Source organism: Novosphingobium sp. ERN07, from assembly GCF_012641335.1.
In the GTDB taxonomy this organism is placed as follows: domain Bacteria; phylum Pseudomonadota; class Alphaproteobacteria; order Sphingomonadales; family Sphingomonadaceae; genus Novosphingobium.
The window spans coordinates 39,330-54,768 of sequence record NZ_JABAID010000024.1 but is presented as its reverse complement, the minus strand read 5'-3'; the positions used below and the strand labels follow the sequence as shown (position 1 = coordinate 54,768).

The window sequence follows — 15,439 nt, the reverse complement described above, 5'->3', positions numbered from 1 at the left end:
ATAATCTGCGCCTCGGTGAAACGGCTCTTCCTCATGCGTCTGCTCCTTACAGTGGCAGACTCTACATCAGAATGAGGGAACTTTCGGGGGGCAGGTCACCCGGCGTGCATTTGTTGGCAAAGGCAAGCAGTTGATCAGTAGGGATTTTCATTGAGATACTCCCTTTCCATCCATCAAGAGGCAGAAGCAGAATAGCCCTGCGACAAGTAGCTAATGCCGGATTTAAAAAATCAACAATCCATGGACAATTGAATAGATAAAATTTGACACGACCCTTTTCTGCGCACCTCTGCAACTCTATATCAAATTAATGGGGATACCGGAGACCGTCGCCACCCTCTCGGCGTTGGCGCACGGCACACGTTTGGAAACTTATCATTTGCTGGCAAAGGAGGGCGAGAGCGGCCTTCCTGCTGGCGAGATTGCCGTGCGTTTGAAAGTCGCTCCGACGGCCCTTTCGAATCACCTTTCTATTCTGACCAGAGCGGGTGTCCTCACTCAAGAGCGGCACGGTCGACAACTCATTTATCGCGCAAATCCGGAGCACGTTCGGGCGCTTGCTAGCCTTCTGACCAAGAACTGACGGCGCTGCGGTCCGGAACGGATTTTCTATCAATGTGAGCATCACCATAGGTGCATGACCCAATCAAAGCCCACTGATCCATCAGGCATTTCAAAGTGGCAGTGAGGTAGGGGTGCCGCGCTCGTGAGGTTGTGGCTGTGCACTCCTCAAGAGCCTGATAGGTCGGTCTTATATGGTCCAAATACATCGGGCCATTCTTCTGTTCAGAAGCCGAGATGTAGGGCCATTCAAGCGCCATGGCCCTAATTGCCACACTAGCATTCCTTTAGCTGGCCGGGCCATTTAAAGTGGCGTAGGACATACTCCTGAAAATTCAGTCCACCCGGAAATGGTCGGCCAGTTCGCTGGGGCCGAAGCCGTGGGTGTATGATTTCGGGTCGAGCGGCAGCATGTCTGCGTTCCAGGCTTCCCAGGCGGCTTTCAGTTCGGTGAAGCGGGCTGGCTCCCGGTCTTTCAGGTTTGCCCTTTCCAGCGGGTCGGCTTGTACGTCGAACATGAACTCGTTTTCGCCAATCTTCAGGTATTTGAGGTTTCCCCGCCGCGCCGCGCGCTGGGCGTGGTTCTTGTAGCGCCAGAACAGGGTGCGTTGCGGCAAAGCCTGTCCGCCAAGGGCGGGACGGATGTCGATGCCGTCGGTGGGATGGGCCGAATCGGGAACTGATCCCGCTGCGGCGAGGAATGTAGGCAGCCAGTCCATCGAGATGATCTGCGCATCGCTTGTGGTGCCCGCGCGGGTAACGCCCGGCCAGCGGACGATGGCCGGAATGCGAAGGCCTCCTTCGAGCAGTTCGGTCTTGCGCCCACTGAACGGCCAGGTGTCGGAAAAGCGTTCGCCGCCGTTATCGCTGGTGAACACCACGATGGTGTCCTGTTCCGCACCGGCAGCGCGCAGGGCATCGAGCACGCGACCCACCTGATAATCCAGCCGCCGTACCATCGCGGCATAGATCGCGGCGCTGCCACCATCGAAATGGAAGAGGGCCTTGGGATCTTTTGAAGTGGCGATGCGCGCGGATTCGCTGGCATCGTCCGGTCCTTCCCACGGCCAGTGCGGGGCAGTGAAGTGCAGACTCATGAACCACAGTGCCTTTGCTGCCGTGGCCTCCCGGATTTCGGCAATCGCGCGGTCAGCAAGGAGGTCGGTGAGGTAGCCGGTCTTTTCCACCGGAGTCGGGCCGTCCCACAGGTCGGGCTGGCCGTTGCTGGTGGCGTGGGTGTAGTAATCGACGCCGCCGCTGCGGATGCCCCAGAAGGTCTGGTAGCCGCTTTTCAACGGATCGAAATCGGGCAGGCTGCCAAGGTGCCACTTTCCGATCAGCGAGGTGCGATAGCCCGCCTTGGCCAGCAGCGAAGGCAGGGTCGGGTGTGCAGGCGGCAGGCCGATGTTCTGGCGAAAGGCCAGCGGTTCTTCCAATCCCACAGGCAAGCGATACTGATAGCGTCCAGTGATCAGGCCCACGCGCGTGGCGGTGCAGACCGCGCTGTTGGCATAGGCATCGGTAAAGCGCAGACCCTGTGCCGCAAGGCGATCAAGCACGGGCGTTTCGAAATCGCGCCGACCGTAGCAGGAGAGGTCGGCATAGCCGAGATCGTCGGCCATGATGTAGAGGATGTTGGGTTGCCGTGCGCGCTTTGGCGCAGACAGCGCCGGTGCCGCGATGGTGCCAAGAGCCAGAGTGGCTGCGGCACCGCCAAGCGTTTCGCGGCGGGAGATCAGGGTGTTTTCGGAAGCGTTGGTCATCTGGCGGTCCATGTTCACTGAAAGCTGAGGACCTGCGCGTGGTCGCGTGAGGCGCCAGGATGATGACCGTTCTACCGAATAATGTCTATTATAACTGTAGACAATCAGATTTGGGTGACGAGAAGTTTTCCTTTCGGCGTGCCGCACCGCAATATGGCTTGACGAAAAAGACTCTAGCAAATAAGTAGAGATTAACCCGCATGGCTCCCGGTGATCAGGCCGTCATGCAGAACAAGGGTCCTGATCCGCGGCATTTGATCGGGAAGCAGCTTGCTCCGCGTTACCAACCGCTAAAGCGCGCGATGCTGGGGCGACGGCGCCAGGCATCGTGTTCCCCTCCACGAAGAGGTGATACGATGCAGATCATGATGATGCGCGCCTGACGCGCAAGCCTGCCGCACATCAATAGCGCTTCTGCCACCCTGAACGGGCGCGGCGGCGCGGGTCCGGCTTTCCAATCATAACGCCAGTTCGGCGCGGCCCTTCGCGGGTCGTCGCCCGGAGGAATGCGTCATGCGACCGCTTACCAGCTCCGATCTTGCGGAACTGGCACGCTATCCCGCGTCCTTGCAACACACCATCGTTGCCCTTTGCGGCGTCGCCATCAGCGGCACCGAGCGCGAGACCGTGCCCGTTCCCATCAGCTTCAATCGCCGCTTCGGCGCGACACTATTGGGTTCAGGGAAATAAGGGAATGAACAGGGTTTTTTCTTCGACGCAGCGCCACCTCATCTATGCGGGCGTCGCTCTTGGCGCGCTGCTTGGCGCAACTTCCGCGCACGGTGCCGATGTCGTTCCTGCCAATGAGGCACCGCTTGCTGTGGCGCCTGACGAAGGTGGAGAGACCATTGTCGTCACCGCCTCGCGCCGCCGTGACGAGGACGTGCAGGACGTGCCCGTCGCGATCAGTGTGATCAGCAGCGAGGCGTTGGAAAAGCGCGGCGATTTCACGCTTGGCCAGATCCAGCAGCAGGTCCCCAGCCTGCAGGTCTTCAGCTTCAACCCGCGCAATACCAACATCAACATTCGCGGCCTCGGCTCCAACGTGGCGCTTACCAACGATGGACTGGAGAACGGCGTCGGCTTCTATATCGACAACGTCTATTTCGGGCGCGTTGGCCTTTCGCAGTTCGATCTGGTTGATCTTCAAAGCATTGAAGTGCTGCGCGGGCCGCAGGGCACGCTGTTCGGCAAGAACACCACGTCGGGTGTCATCAACATCTCGTCGCGCAAGCCCGGCTTCGCGCCGGAACTTTCGGCTGAGGCGAGCCTTGGCAATTATGGGTTCCGGCAGATCCGTGCCTCCGCCTCTACCGGGATCGTGCCCGATCTGCTGGCGGTGCGCCTGTCGGGCGCGATCAGCGGGAACGATGGGTTCCTGATCAACAAGACCACCAATCGCCGCGCCCAGAACTACCGCAACGAAAGCGTGCGCGGGCAATTGCTGTTCACACCGCATCCCGATTTCGAAGTGCGGATCATCGGTGATTACGCAAAGCAGGAACAAGACCACGTGCTGTCGGTCTTTGCTGGTCTGCACACGACGTATGCTGATGGCACGACCATCGCCAACAACTTCGCCCAGCGCGCCGCGCGTTTCCCCGGATACACGCTGCCAGCGTTTCGTCCGTTCGATCGGGTGGGCGAGGCCGATGGCCATTATCAGTCGAACATGGAAGGCTATGGCGTTTCGGGCGAAGTGAACTGGGACTTCGGCGGTGCGACGCTGACATCGATCACCGCGTACCGCTGGTGGGACTGGAATCCGGCGAACGATGGCGACAGCACATCGCTGCCGATCACAACCAAGGCGCAGCAGGCCAACCGCCAGCGCCAGTTCAGCCAGGAGCTGCGCCTTGCCTCAAAGGGCAATCGCACGGTCGATTACGTGGTCGGTGCGTATTACTTCTGGCAGATCGTGAAGGGGTACGGCGCTTCACGCTATGGCTCGGCGGCCGCGCTGTGGAACCTGCCGACGGCGAACCAGACAATCGCCAATGCGGCGCTAAACGGCTTTGAAGCCAATTCGACTTCTACGCCGGAGACTCGAACTTTCGCGCTGTTCGGGCAAACCGACTGGCACTTGTCCGATGCGCTGACGCTGACCACGGGCCTGCGCTGGACGCATGAGAAGAAATCCGGCGCGTTCAACCAGTTCTGGGTGGATGGGGCAGATCTTTCGGGTTTCACCCCGGCGCAGGTCACCGCGATCAACGCGATCCGTACACAGTTCAATCCGGTCACCAGCTTCTCGACCAAGTTCAGCGAGAACAACCTTTCCGGCCTTGTCACGCTGAACTGGAAGGTTGCACCTGAGGCGAATGTCTATGCGAGCTATTCGCGCGGCAACAAGTCGGGTGGCCTGAACCTGACGGCGCTGCCTGCCGGGATCGCGCCGGAAGTCGCCCCGGAAAAGGTCGATGCGTTCGAACTTGGTTTCAAGTCGCAGTTCTTTGATCGCCGGGCCACGTTCAACGCGGCGGCGTTCTGGACCGAAATCCGCGATTATCAGACTGCGATCACCGAGCAGGTGGCCAATACGGTCAATTTCCGGCAATATATCGCGAACATTCCCAAAGTCCGCTCGCGCGGGGTCGAAGGTGATCTGGCCTTCACGGCCAGCGATCATCTCTCGTTCACAGCCTCTGCCAGCTATACCGACGCGAAATACGTCGAGTATCGCAACGCCCCGCAGGCGGTGGAAAACCTCAACCTCGGCGGCATTCAGGATCTTTCGGGCAAACCGCTTTCGGGCGTGCCCAAGTTTGCGTGGTCGGTGGGGGCAGATGCCAACGCGCCGCTGGGTGGCCTCGGCGGGCGGACTTTGAGCCTCTATGCACATGCCGATTACGCCCACCGGTCCAGCTTCAACACTTCGGCCACCAACTCGGCATGGGCGCAAGTGCCGGGGTTCGGCATCGCCAACGCGCGGCTTGGCCTGAAGACCGAAGACGGCCTGTGGGACGTGTCGGTCTGGGCGCGCAACCTGTTCGACAAGGACTATTTCCTCAACCTTTCTGCCGCGAACACCGGCGTGGTTACGGCCCAGGTGGGCGAGCCGCGCACTTATGGTGTCACGCTGCGGACCCGGCTGTGAGGCCCCAGTCATGACAACACAATCCCCAGGTCAGTCCCCCGCCAGCTTCCACCGGCTTGCGGCAATCTACGTGCCTGTAACGGCCGCCGCACAACCTGTCGTCGCATGGCTACCCGCCATTTTCGCGCGGGATTATGGCGTGTCGCTCACGCTGGTCGGCACGCTGTACTTAGCCGGACAGTTGCTCAATTGCGCGCTCGATCCAGTGGTGGGTGCGCTGAGCGACAGGACGCAGAGTCGCTTTGGCCGCCGCCGTCCTTGGATCGCCGGAGGCGGTGCGCTGTTCGTCGTTGGCAGCGCGATGTTGTTCTTCCCGCCGTCCGATCTGGGTGCGGGCTGGCTGGCGGTGGCGCTGGCCGCCTATTACGCGGGGCTTGCGCTGATATCGACGCCGCTGCTGGCATGGTGCGGCGAACTGGCCCCTGACTACCATGATCGCACCCGTGCCGCCTCGGTCTTCACGCTGTGGCAGTCGGTCGCGCTGGTCGGGGCACTCAGCCTTGCGGCATTGGCCCAGCATTTGCGACCCGGCGACGGTCAGTTGCAGCTAACCCTGTTCGGCCTGCTGGTGCTGGCCGCCGCAATCCCGGCGTTGTGGCTGACCCTGTTCAACCGCGACGATAGCCTGCCCCCGCTGATTGCCACGCCGCTTTCCCCCGCCGCAGCACTGCGCGCCGTGTTCGGCAATCCGCTGCTGCTGCGTGTGTTGGCTTCGGATGCGGCGGTGCGGGCGGGACAGGGCATCCGCACCACGCTGCTACTGTTCTACGTCACGTTCTATCTTGGCCGCCCGGAATGGGGCGCGGGTCTATTCCTGTTTCAGTATGCTTTCGGCATATTGTCCGCGCCGATCTGGCAGCGCATCGGCGTGCGGTTGGGCAAGCGCAACGCGGCGATCTTAGCCGAAGTGTTGCAGGCGCTGATCAACCTCGGCCTTATCCTGACCACGCCCGACAGGTTCTGGCTGGTCCTCGCTCTCGCCTTTGCGCAAGGTCTCACGCAAGGATCGGGCAACATCATGCTGCGGTCGATGGTTGCCGACGTGGCCGACAAGCAGCGCGCCGAAACCGGTGAGGAGCGCGCCGGGCTGTATTATTCGATCTTCGCCCTAGCGGACAAACTGGGCGGCGCACTGGCTGCAGGCATCGCCCTTCCGCTGATCGCCTGGTTTGGCTTCGATCCGAAGTCCGCTGCCAATTCGCCGCAAGCGCTGAACGGGCTGCTGCTGGTCTTCTCCATTGGCCCGGCGCTTGCCCATGCCATTTCCGCTGCCGTCATCGCCGGCTTCTCGCTCGATGCCGATCAGCACCACGCCATTCGCCTCCGCCTGAACTCCGCAGCCGATCCTGCGCTCCAGCCGGCCGAATAAATCCCATACAGAAGGAGTGCCATCCATGACTGCCATCACCACTTATGCCAATGCCAAAGATCCGAACTCACCGCTCGACGTGGTGCCCATTACCGGCACCATTGGTGCCGAAATCCGTGGCGTCACGCTTTCAGGCGATCTTGATGCTCAAACGGTTCAGGCCATCAAGGACGCGGTTGTGCGCCACAAGGTGGTGTTCTTCCGTGGCCAGAAGGAACTGGACGATGCCCGCCACGAAGGCTTCGCCTCGCTGTTCGGCGATCCGGTGGCGCACCCCACGGTGCCTGTGGCCGAAGGCTCGCGATATCTTCTCGAACTCGACAGCAAGGAAGGCTACGCAGCGTCAAGCTGGCACACCGACGTGACGTTCGTCGATGCCTATCCCAAGGGTTCGATCCTGCGCGCGATCACCATTCCCGAAGCGGGCGGTGATACCGTGTGGGCCAATGGCGAAACCGCCTATGAATCTCTCCCCGAAACGTTGCGCCAACTGGTGAACAACCTCTGGGCCGTTCACACCAACCTTTATGATTACGCTGCGGTGCTTTCGAACGCGCCCAAGGGCGATGCGGGAGAGAAGGAGCGCCAGCTTTTCCAGAAGAACGTCTTTGCCTCTACCGTCTATGAAACCGAACATCCGGTGGTGCGGGTGCATCCCGTTTCGGGGCAACGCAGCCTGCTGCTCGGCCATTTCGTCAAGCAGTTCGTGGGACTGAATCAGGCTGATTCCTCGCGCCTGTTCCAGATTCTTCAGGACCATATCACCCGTCCCGAAAACGTCGTGCGCTGGCGCTGGCAGCCGGGTGATGTGGCGTTCTGGGACAACCAGTCCACCCAGCATCGCGCGGTTGCGGATTTCGGCCTGCAGCGCCGCACCCTGCGCCGCGCGACGATTGCGGGCGAAGTGCCGGTCGGGATCGACGGGCGCCACAGCCGCATCGTGCGCAAGGAAAAGGCCGTCGAATATCAGCCTGCCTGAGGGTAGGCCGCGGGGTGGTGCCTTCATCGCCACCCCGCCCATATTTCGAATTGTGGCCATCATGTGCCGGGCTTTCAGACCTCTTGCGCTTTTTGTTTTCCGGCCCAACTTAGAAAGGCATGACAGAAGAAGAAAAGCAGCACGAGCTGACCAAGCGCAAGTTCTACAAGGCCGAGCAGGAAGCCGGTTTTGTCGAGAACCATCCGAAGACCACCCCTCAGCAGCAGGATCCCGCCTACAGGCTGGCTTTCCGCGACACCGATTTCCTCCTGCGTGAGGAATTGCGGCCCGTGCGGTTCCAACTGGAACTGATGAAGCCGGAAATGTTGCTGGATGAAGCGAATATCGGCTCCACGCTGGTCATGTACGGGTCTGCGCGCATCCCTTCGCCCGAAATGGCCGACGCGGCGCTGAACACAGCCACTACGCCCGAACGGCAGGCCGTGGTCGAACGGCTGGTGGCCAAGGCGAAATATTACGAAGAAGCGCGCCGCCTTGCGGAAATTGCCAGTTCTTGCGGCGTGGTGGAAGATGGCAAGCGCCAGTTTGTCGTCTGTTCGGGCGGTGGTCCGTCGATCATGGAAGCTGCCAATCGCGGTGCACGGGAAGCCGGGGCGGAATCAATCGGGCTGAACATCGTTCTCCCGCACGAACAGGCCCCCAATGGCTATGTTACGCCGCACCTTTCGTTCCAGTTCCACTACTTCGCGCTCAGGAAAATGCACTTCCTGCTGCGCGCGCGGGCGGTGGCGGTGTTCCCCGGCGGGTTCGGCACGTTCGACGAATTTTTTGAACTGCTTACCCTGATCCAGACCGGGAAGATGCAGCCGATCCCGATCCTGCTGTTTGGCAAGGATTTCTGGAATCGCGTCGTGAATTTCGAGGCTCTGGCCGAAGAGGGCGTGATCAATTTCGAGGATATCAAGCTGTTCACCCCGGTCGAAACCGCCGACGATGCGTGGGCGCATATCGTGAAGTTCTACGATCTCGACTGCTGAGTTTCAGCGCACCGCGTGATGACCCAAAGGCCCGTGCCCGGCACCAAACCCCGGTGCCGCGAGCATGGCAGCGCGCACGAATTCGCGTGCATCCTCGACAGCTTCGACGATGGACGCGCCAGAGGCAAGGAACGTGGCAATCGCGCTGGACATGGTGCAGCCCGTGCCGTGCGTATGGCGCGTGACGATGCGTGGCGCGGTCCATGCGCGGTCTGGTTCACCCGGCATGATCAGGCGGTCGATCACGTCTGGCCCATCGGCATCGCCGCCCTTGGCGATATAGGCCACGCTGCGCGCGCGCATTGCCGGATCGCCGCCTAGTGCCTGCAATTCCGGCACGTTCGGCGTGGTGAGAGTGGCAATTGCCATCAGGCGTTCGAATGCCGCAATCGTTGCCGTATCGGCCAACGCTGCGCCGCTGGTGGAGATCATCACCGGGTCGAACACGATGGGAACGACAAGCTTTTCAAGCCGGTCAGCCACGACGGCTGCGATTTCGGGCGAGCCGAGCATTCCGATCTTCACCGCATCCACGCCGATGTCGTTCACGCAGGCATCGATCTGTGCGGCGACCATCGCGGGATCAATCGGCAGCACCGCATGGACGCCCGTTGTGTCCTGTGCGGTCAGCGCGCAGATGGCGGTCATGGCATAACCGCCCAGCACGGTTATCGTTTTGATATCGGCCTGTATTCCCGCGCCACCGCCGGAATCGGACCCTGCAATGGAAAGGACGCGGGGTGGCTGCATGTCAGCCCTTGAACTTGCGTACGGTCGACGGCGGATGCTTGGCGTGCAAAGCCTTGGCGCGGGCCGGGCGGTCCATCAGTTCGCCGCCGCAATTGGGGCAGCGGTCGTCAAGATCGTCGGCGCATTCAGCGCAGAACGTGCATTCGAACGAACAGATGAACGCGCCGGGGGCATCGGCCGGAAGATCGGTGCCGCATCGTTCACAATCGGGCCGCATTTCAAGCATTTAGCTGGCCTTCCGCACGGCGTTGCAAATGTCATCGACCACCGCTTCAACTTCCGCCGCATCGTCACCTTCGGCCATCACGCGGATCAGGGGTTCGGTGCCGGAGGGGCGGATGACGAGGCGACCCTTGCCCGCAAGGCGGGCTTCGGCTTCGGCAATGGCTTGTTTTACGGCCTTGTCTTCCAAGGGTTTTCCGCCAGAGAAGCGGACGTTCTTGAGCAATTGCGGGACTGGATCGAACTGATGGAGCAGTTCGCTGGCGGGTTTTCCGCCCGAAACCAGCGCGGCGAGGACTTGCAGCGCGGCGACAGTGCCGTCCCCGGTCGTTGCATGATCGGTCAGGATCATGTGGCCCGACTGTTCGCCGCCCACGTTAAATCCACCCGCCTTCATGCGCTCCAGAACGTAGCGATCACCCACCGAAGTGCGTTCCAGGTGCAGGTTATGTGCATTTAGGTGTCGTTCAAGACCGAGGTTGGACATGACCGTGGCAACCACGCCGCCGCCGCGCAATTCGCCACGTGCGTGGAGTTGCGTGCCGATGAGCGCCATGATCTGATCGCCGTCCACCGTCTGGCTCTTTTCGTCCACCACGATAAGCCGGTCGGCATCGCCATCCAGTGCGATGCCGATATCGGCGCGGGTTTCGCGCACCTTGGCCTTGATCGCGTCAAGGTGCGTCGAGCCGACGTTCAGGTTGATGTTCTTGCCATTGGGTTCAACGCCGATGGCGATGACTTCCGCGCCGAGTTCCCACAGCGCCGAGGGCGTGACGTGATAGGCCGCGCCGTTTGCGCAATCGAGCACGATGCGCAGGCCATCAAGGCGCACATTGTCGGGCAGGCTGGCCTTCACGGCGTGAATGTAGCGGCCACGGGCGTCTTCGATGCGGCGGGCACGACCCACTTGGCTGGCATCGGCAAGATCCAGTTCTTGGCCGAGCAGCGCTTCGATTGCCAGTTCGGCTTCGTCCGAAAGTTTGTATCCATCGGGACCGAACAGTTTGATGCCATTGTCCTCAAACGGATTGTGGCTGGCCGAGATCATCACGCCAAGGTCAGCACGCATCGAACGGGTTAGCATGGCGACAGCAGGCGTCGGCATCGGGCCGAGCAGCACCACGTCCATGCCCACGGACGTGAAACCGGCGACCATCGCGGATTCCATCATATAGCCCGACAGGCGCGTGTCCTTGCCGATGACCACGCGATGACGGTGATCGCCGCGCTGGAAATAGGTGCCGGCGGCCTGCCCCACCTTCATCGCGGTGGCGGCGGTCATCACCCCGGCATTGGTCCGGCCCCGGATGCCATCGGTGCCGAAAAACTTGCGTGCCATCGAACGGCTGTTCCCTCGTCTCGTGCACCCAATCGCGGGTGCGCACATTGCCATGCCGCGTGACATAGCTAATGTCACCTCAACATGACCTTACCGCCTTCCGAAAATTCATCCAACCCGGCGTCAATGGCCTTACCCCCCATCGCGCAAGTCCCGGCAGTGTGGACTTTCCTTGGCCTGATCGGCGGCCTTGGCGGAGGGCTGGCGGTGGCCTTTGCCGTACCATCGGCGCTGCCGCTGGTGCAGACATGGGTGCAGCCGGTGGGTGAAATGTGGCTGCGTGCCTTGCAGGCAACGATTGTGCCGCTGGTGGCCGCGCTGCTGTTTACCGGCGTGACGCAGACTCTGGCAACGGCAAGCGCGGGGACACTGGCGCGCCGCAGCCTTGGTCTGTTTCTTGCGGTTCTGGCGTTCAGCGCCAGCATGTCTTTGATCGTTACCCCGGCGCTGATCGGGCTGATCCCGATACCGGGCGAGGCGGGCGAGGCTTTGCGGCGGACGTTGGTCGGCAAGGATGCAGGGCCGGTACCGGGCATTGCCGATTTCTTGCGCTCCATCGTGCCCACCAATGTGCTGGACGCAGCGGCGAACGACCGGATGTTGCCGCTGATCTTGTTCATGGCGGTCTTTGCGCTTGCAGTATCGCGGCTGGCTGGGCCGCAGCGTGCGGTGATGACGACGTTCTTCGCTGCGCTTGCCTCGGCCATGCTGGTGGTGATCGGCTGGGTTTTGGCGCTGGCCCCACTGGGTGTCTTCGCCTTGAGCCTTGCCGTGGCGGCGCAAAGCGGCACGGCGGTGATCGGCGCGCTGGCGCATTATATCCTGATTGTGGTGCTGACCGGATCTGTGGTGATGTTTGCCGGGTATGGCGTTGCTGCCCTGATCGCGCGCAAGCCGCTGGGGGCGTTCGCGCGCGCAATGGTGCCGGTTCAGGCCTTTGCGCTGTCCACACAATCTTCGCTCGCATCGTTGCCTGCGATGCTGGGCGCCTGCCGCCAACTGGGCGTGCGCGAGGCCACGGCCGAGTTCGTGATGCCGCTGGCGGTTGCGCTTTTCCGTGCGACCAGCCCGGCGATGAATTTGGCGGTCGCGGTCTATGTCGCACATCTTTATGGCGTTGTGCTCACGCCGATGGCGATGATCGCGGGCTTTGCCGTGGCGGTTCTGGTATCGCTCAGTTCAGTAAGTTTGCCCGGTTCGATCAGTTTCGTTGCCTCGGTCGGCCCCATCGCGATTGCGATGGGCGTGCCGGTAGAGCCGCTGGCCCTCCTGGTGGCGGTGGAAGTTCTGCCCGATCTTATGCGCACGCTGGGCAATGTGACGATGGATGTGGCGGTAACTGCGGCAGTCGATCGCGCCGACGGGGCCGCTGTCTCCCGATAAGTGCAACTGCTGCTTCGAAAAAATCAATGAGGCTTTGCCGTGCCGTGCCTTGCCCTGCGGCAACCAATACGCATCTGCCGCGTTGGACTGCTTTGCAGCTTTTGACCGAAGGACGTTGATTGATATGGCGATTACCCTGCCTCCGCTGCCCTATGCCGATACCGCGCTGGAGCCGAGCATTTCTGCCACCACGTTGCAGACCCATCATGGCAAGCACCACAAGGCCTATGTCGACAAGACCAACGCTGCGGTCGATGGCACCGATCTTGCCGATGCCAGCCTTGAAGAGATCATCGCCGCTGCCGAAGCCAAGGGCGACAAGGGCCTGTTCAACAACTCCGCGCAGAGCTGGAACCATGCGTTCTACTGGAACAGCCTCACTCCTGAAAAGACCGCGCCGGACGGTGAGATAGCTTCCGCTATCGATGCCGCTTACGGTTCGCTCGCCAAGCTGGAAGCCGAACTCGCTTCGCAGGGTGCGGCACATTTCGCGTCGGGTTGGGTGTGGCTGGTAGCCAAGGATGGCAAGCTGGCGGTTGAACAGACGCACGATGCAGCCACGTTTGCCAACAGCGATTCAAAGCCGCTTCTGGTGATCGATCTGTGGGAACACGCTTATTACCTCGATCACAAGAACCTGCGCCCGGACTATCTGAAGGCCGTGATCGAAAAGCACCTGAACTGGGATTTCGCGGCAGAAAATCTGGCGCGTGAAAGCAACTGGACTTATCCGGCCTGATCTTGGCGAACCGGGTCGGTATTCGCCAATGGGGCGAGCCGGCCCGGTTCGAACAGCGCTTCGCCGAACAGGAAGCCTACCACGTTCGGGCGTCCCACATGATCTAACAGGGCGGTCAGGATCAGCAGGATCGGCACCGATAGCAATGCGCCCAAAACACCCCAGATCCATGAAAAGTAGCTGATCGAGATCAGGATCATCACTGGATTGAGCGTAAAGCGCGCGCCGAGGATGGAGGGCGTGATCACGTTCGATTCGATGGCATGAAGTGCGAGATAGGCCATGACGGGGATCAGCCCGATCAGCACGCTTGATGCAGTGCCAAGGCCGAACAGGGCAAGCAGGCCCATCATGGCCAAAGGCCCAAGATAGGGCAGGAAATTGAGCGCGAAGGCAAGACCGCCCCACATGACCGGCGCGGTCAACCCAAAACTCCATGCGCCGATGGCGACCAGCACGCCAACCCCGAAATTCACTTGCGCAACGGTGAGGATATAGCCGGCCACCCGTTCCTGCACATCGCGAAGCACACGGCCCAGGCGCATCGAGGCGTGCGTTGGGGGGAGCGATTTGCGGGCGCGCCGCTCCATGCGGACGCGCGATCCGATCATGAAGAACGTCATCAGCAAGGTGAGCAGGACTTCAAGGATCACGCTGGGGGTAGCGAAAGCGACCTGTTCGATCACCGATGGTGTGGCAACGATCACCTCGCGCGTGGCCGTTCGCCCGGTGATACGCGCAAACTGACGGTTGATATCGGCAATCCATGAAAGATCCCCGCGCAATTCGGCGAAGCGGCGGGCCACTTCGCGTGCAAGCGTGGGAACCTGATCGACCATGATAAACGCAGGTTGAAGGATCAGGGTCAGCGCCAGAAGAACGACGGCGATGAGCGCCAGTATTGCGACAAGCGAGGAAAGCATCGCTGGAAGGCCAAACCGGCACAGCCGACCGGCCAAGGGCGAAAGCAGAATGGCAAACACCATCGCCGTGACGGGCGGCAGGAACACGACCGAGCCAATAGATAGCACGAACGGCAAGGCAAGAAACAAGCCCAGACCCAGCAGCAGCACGATTGCGGATTGCAGCCTTGTGCGACGATCCGCAGGGTCGCCTGCATCATCAGTTTGCAGTTCGGGCGTGTGCGGTTCTGGCAGGGATGGCTGGTTCACCGCTAGCGCCTGTGTAAAGTGGCTGGGTAGATTAGCTTTCTTTCACCCCAAACCTTTGCCGTTCAAGAGGCTGGTTCGGGGGCGGGCATTTTTTCAGATCAGGCGTGGCGCTGTGGCGACGGCACCGTTGCTGTATTCTGCGAGATCAGAGGCGGTTGCCGTCACGCACCGTATCTTCTAGTTCGCCCATGATCGCAGCGTGGGCAACCGCGTCTTCTGTGCTGCGTCGCGGAATCTGGCCATCTTCGATCATATGGGACAGCGCGGCACGCGCGCGACCGACGCGGCTCTTGATCGTGCCCACGGCACAACCGCAGATGTGCGCAGCCTCTTCATAACTGAACCCACCTGCGCCCACCAGAAGCAAGGCTTCGCGACGCTCTGGGGGCAGGGTGAGCAGTGCGCGGTGCATATCGGACAAGTGCATCGGCCCTTCCTGAGCTGCCGGGGCAACCAGAATGCGCTCAGCAACCGTCTCGTCGTAATCGGCGCGAAAGCGATTGCGACGCATATCGGTGAGGTAGGCATTGCGCAGGATCACGAATGTCCAAGCCCGCATGGACGTACCCGGCTCGAAACGTTCCTGTGCGGCCCACGCCTTGAGCAGGGCTTCCTGAACCAGATCATCCGCAAGATCGGGACGTCCGCAAAGACCGCGGGCAAAAGCGCGCAGATGCGGGATTACCGCAGTCAACTCGCGCTTGAAAGCCGCAGGGTTGCTGGCGGGACGAGGCGCCTTTTCAGCGTCAGCCTCAGCCATTGGACGGATCGTCCAGCTTTTCGAGCAGTTGTGCGAACGAGTCAGGCAAAGGCTCGTCCAGAACGGAATCGTATAGCCGCTTCAGGCCATCCGCCCATTCGGGCGGCTGCGACTTGCCGCCCTTCCGCCGTGGTTGACCGGGATTCATCGGATTTTCTTTCGACATTCGCTCTGTCAACGCCTCCCCCTCCAGGGATAGAACCAAAAAGACCGCCAAGGCGCGGCAGATGCGCGTGCTACAAGGTGTCGCCGCTACACTCCAGTCGGTTGGTTACATACCATCCGCCAGATGTCCGAACGACAG

General features: G+C 61.3%; 15 protein-coding genes. 8 read left to right on the top strand and 7 right to left on the bottom strand.

The annotated features are described in order from the left end of the window. Window positions 1–310: 310 nt before the first annotated feature. Window positions 311–583: an ArsR/SmtB family transcription factor gene (locus HGI47_RS23165; protein WP_370521802.1), complete on the top strand. Its 273-nt coding sequence runs from the start codon at window positions 311–313 to the stop codon at window positions 581–583. Between the two features lie 313 nt (window positions 584–896). Here HGI47_RS23165 and HGI47_RS19785 read toward each other — a convergent pair whose 3' ends face one another. Beyond that, complete coding sequence (locus HGI47_RS19785; RefSeq protein WP_168854500.1) at window positions 897–2,324, bottom strand: sulfatase; 1,428 nt, start codon at window positions 2,322–2,324, stop codon at window positions 897–899. A gap of 513 nt (window positions 2,325–2,837) precedes the next feature. On the opposite strand from HGI47_RS19785, the gene HGI47_RS19780 reads away from it, so the two are divergent. From HGI47_RS19780 to HGI47_RS19760, 5 genes are all read left to right on the top strand, one after another. After that, the gene (locus tag HGI47_RS19780; protein ID WP_168854499.1) at window positions 2,838–3,014 is read left to right on the top strand and encodes a hypothetical protein; all 177 of its coding nucleotides are present in this window, start codon (window positions 2,838–2,840) and stop codon (window positions 3,012–3,014) included. Window positions 3,015–3,018: 4 nt separating this feature from the next. Continuing rightward, window positions 3,019–5,421 (top strand): TonB-dependent receptor, encoded by a 2,403-nt coding sequence (locus HGI47_RS19775; RefSeq protein WP_168854498.1) that lies wholly within the window; start codon window positions 3,019–3,021, stop codon window positions 5,419–5,421. A gap of 10 nt (window positions 5,422–5,431) precedes the next feature. Further along, window positions 5,432–6,790, top strand: coding sequence for an MFS transporter (locus tag HGI47_RS19770; RefSeq protein WP_168854497.1), 1,359 nt, complete (start codon window positions 5,432–5,434; stop codon window positions 6,788–6,790). Window positions 6,791–6,815: 25 nt separating this feature from the next. Further along, complete coding sequence (locus tag HGI47_RS19765) at window positions 6,816–7,769, top strand: TauD/TfdA family dioxygenase (protein ID WP_168854496.1); 954 nt, start codon at window positions 6,816–6,818, stop codon at window positions 7,767–7,769. Window positions 7,770–7,888: 119 nt separating this feature from the next. Continuing rightward, window positions 7,889–8,767, top strand: a complete 879-nt coding sequence (locus HGI47_RS19760; RefSeq protein ID WP_168854495.1) for an LOG family protein — start codon at window positions 7,889–7,891, stop codon at window positions 8,765–8,767. Between the two features lie 3 nt (window positions 8,768–8,770). Here HGI47_RS19760 and thiD read toward each other — a convergent pair whose 3' ends face one another. The 3 genes from thiD to glmM are packed head-to-tail and all read right to left on the bottom strand — an operon-like array spanning window position 8,771 to window position 11,081. Further along, entirely contained in the window at window positions 8,771–9,517 is a 747-nt protein-coding gene (gene thiD, locus HGI47_RS19755; RefSeq protein ID WP_168854494.1) for a bifunctional hydroxymethylpyrimidine kinase/phosphomethylpyrimidine kinase, read from the bottom strand. A 1-nt stretch (window position 9,518) separates the two neighbouring features. After that, entirely contained in the window at window positions 9,519–9,743 is a 225-nt protein-coding gene (locus HGI47_RS19750; RefSeq protein ID WP_168854493.1) for a DUF1272 domain-containing protein, read from the bottom strand. After that, window positions 9,744–11,081 carry a phosphoglucosamine mutase gene (gene glmM, locus HGI47_RS19745; RefSeq protein ID WP_168854492.1) on the bottom strand — a complete coding sequence of 446 codons (1,338 nt, stop codon included), beginning with the start codon at window positions 11,079–11,081 and terminating at the stop codon, window positions 9,744–9,746. A 126-nt stretch (window positions 11,082–11,207) separates the two neighbouring features. Between glmM and HGI47_RS19740 the strand changes: the two genes are divergently transcribed. Beyond that, window positions 11,208–12,464: a dicarboxylate/amino acid:cation symporter gene (locus HGI47_RS19740; RefSeq protein WP_240950315.1), complete on the top strand. Its 1,257-nt coding sequence runs from the start codon at window positions 11,208–11,210 to the stop codon at window positions 12,462–12,464. A gap of 124 nt (window positions 12,465–12,588) precedes the next feature. Further along, window positions 12,589–13,203 (top strand): superoxide dismutase, encoded by a 615-nt coding sequence (locus HGI47_RS19735; RefSeq protein WP_168854490.1) that lies wholly within the window; start codon window positions 12,589–12,591, stop codon window positions 13,201–13,203. On the opposite strand, the gene HGI47_RS19730 is transcribed toward HGI47_RS19735, so the two are convergent. The 3 genes from HGI47_RS19730 to HGI47_RS19720 form a co-directional block, all read right to left on the bottom strand. Further along, window positions 13,191–14,375 (bottom strand): AI-2E family transporter, encoded by a 1,185-nt coding sequence (locus HGI47_RS19730; RefSeq protein ID WP_168854489.1) that lies wholly within the window; start codon window positions 14,373–14,375, stop codon window positions 13,191–13,193. The two genes, HGI47_RS19735 and HGI47_RS19730, sit on opposite strands and share 13 nt — an antisense overlap. Window positions 14,376–14,520: 145 nt before the next feature. Continuing rightward, a complete protein-coding gene (locus HGI47_RS19725; protein WP_168854488.1) occupies window positions 14,521–15,135 on the bottom strand; it encodes a sigma-70 family RNA polymerase sigma factor in 615 nt (204 codons plus the stop codon). Continuing rightward, complete coding sequence (locus HGI47_RS19720; protein ID WP_168854487.1) at window positions 15,128–15,301, bottom strand: NepR family anti-sigma factor; 174 nt, start codon at window positions 15,299–15,301, stop codon at window positions 15,128–15,130. Before HGI47_RS19720 ends, HGI47_RS19725 begins: the two co-directional genes overlap by 8 nt. Between the last annotated feature and the right edge of the window lie 138 nt (window positions 15,302–15,439).

What these genes read in the sequence shown, in the direction of transcription:
- HGI47_RS19750 (WP_168854493.1), bottom strand. Translation starts at nt 9,743, where the DNA reads ATGCTTGAAATGCGGCCCGATTGTGAACGATGCGGCACCGATCTTCCG.
- HGI47_RS19720 (WP_168854487.1), bottom strand. Translation starts at nt 15,301, where the DNA reads ATGTCGAAAGAAAATCCGATGAATCCCGGTCAACCACGGCGGAAGGGC.
- HGI47_RS19785 (WP_168854500.1), bottom strand. Translation starts at nt 2,324, where the DNA reads ATGACCAACGCTTCCGAAAACACCCTGATCTCCCGCCGCGAAACGCTT.
- HGI47_RS19780 (WP_168854499.1), top strand. Translation starts at nt 2,838, where the DNA reads ATGCGACCGCTTACCAGCTCCGATCTTGCGGAACTGGCACGCTATCCC.
- HGI47_RS19760 (WP_168854495.1), top strand. Translation starts at nt 7,889, where the DNA reads ATGACAGAAGAAGAAAAGCAGCACGAGCTGACCAAGCGCAAGTTCTAC.
- glmM (WP_168854492.1), bottom strand. Translation starts at nt 11,081, where the DNA reads ATGGCACGCAAGTTTTTCGGCACCGATGGCATCCGGGGCCGGACCAAT.
- HGI47_RS19770 (WP_168854497.1), top strand. Translation starts at nt 5,432, where the DNA reads ATGACAACACAATCCCCAGGTCAGTCCCCCGCCAGCTTCCACCGGCTT.
- thiD (WP_168854494.1), bottom strand. Translation starts at nt 9,517, where the DNA reads ATGCAGCCACCCCGCGTCCTTTCCATTGCAGGGTCCGATTCCGGCGGT.
- HGI47_RS19775 (WP_168854498.1), top strand. Translation starts at nt 3,019, where the DNA reads ATGAACAGGGTTTTTTCTTCGACGCAGCGCCACCTCATCTATGCGGGC.
- HGI47_RS19765 (WP_168854496.1), top strand. Translation starts at nt 6,816, where the DNA reads ATGACTGCCATCACCACTTATGCCAATGCCAAAGATCCGAACTCACCG.
- HGI47_RS19740 (WP_240950315.1), top strand. Translation starts at nt 11,208, where the DNA reads ATGGCCTTACCCCCCATCGCGCAAGTCCCGGCAGTGTGGACTTTCCTT.
- HGI47_RS19725 (WP_168854488.1), bottom strand. Translation starts at nt 15,135, where the DNA reads ATGGCTGAGGCTGACGCTGAAAAGGCGCCTCGTCCCGCCAGCAACCCT.
- HGI47_RS19735 (WP_168854490.1), top strand. Translation starts at nt 12,589, where the DNA reads ATGGCGATTACCCTGCCTCCGCTGCCCTATGCCGATACCGCGCTGGAG.
- HGI47_RS23165 (WP_370521802.1), top strand. Translation starts at nt 311, where the DNA reads ATGGGGATACCGGAGACCGTCGCCACCCTCTCGGCGTTGGCGCACGGC.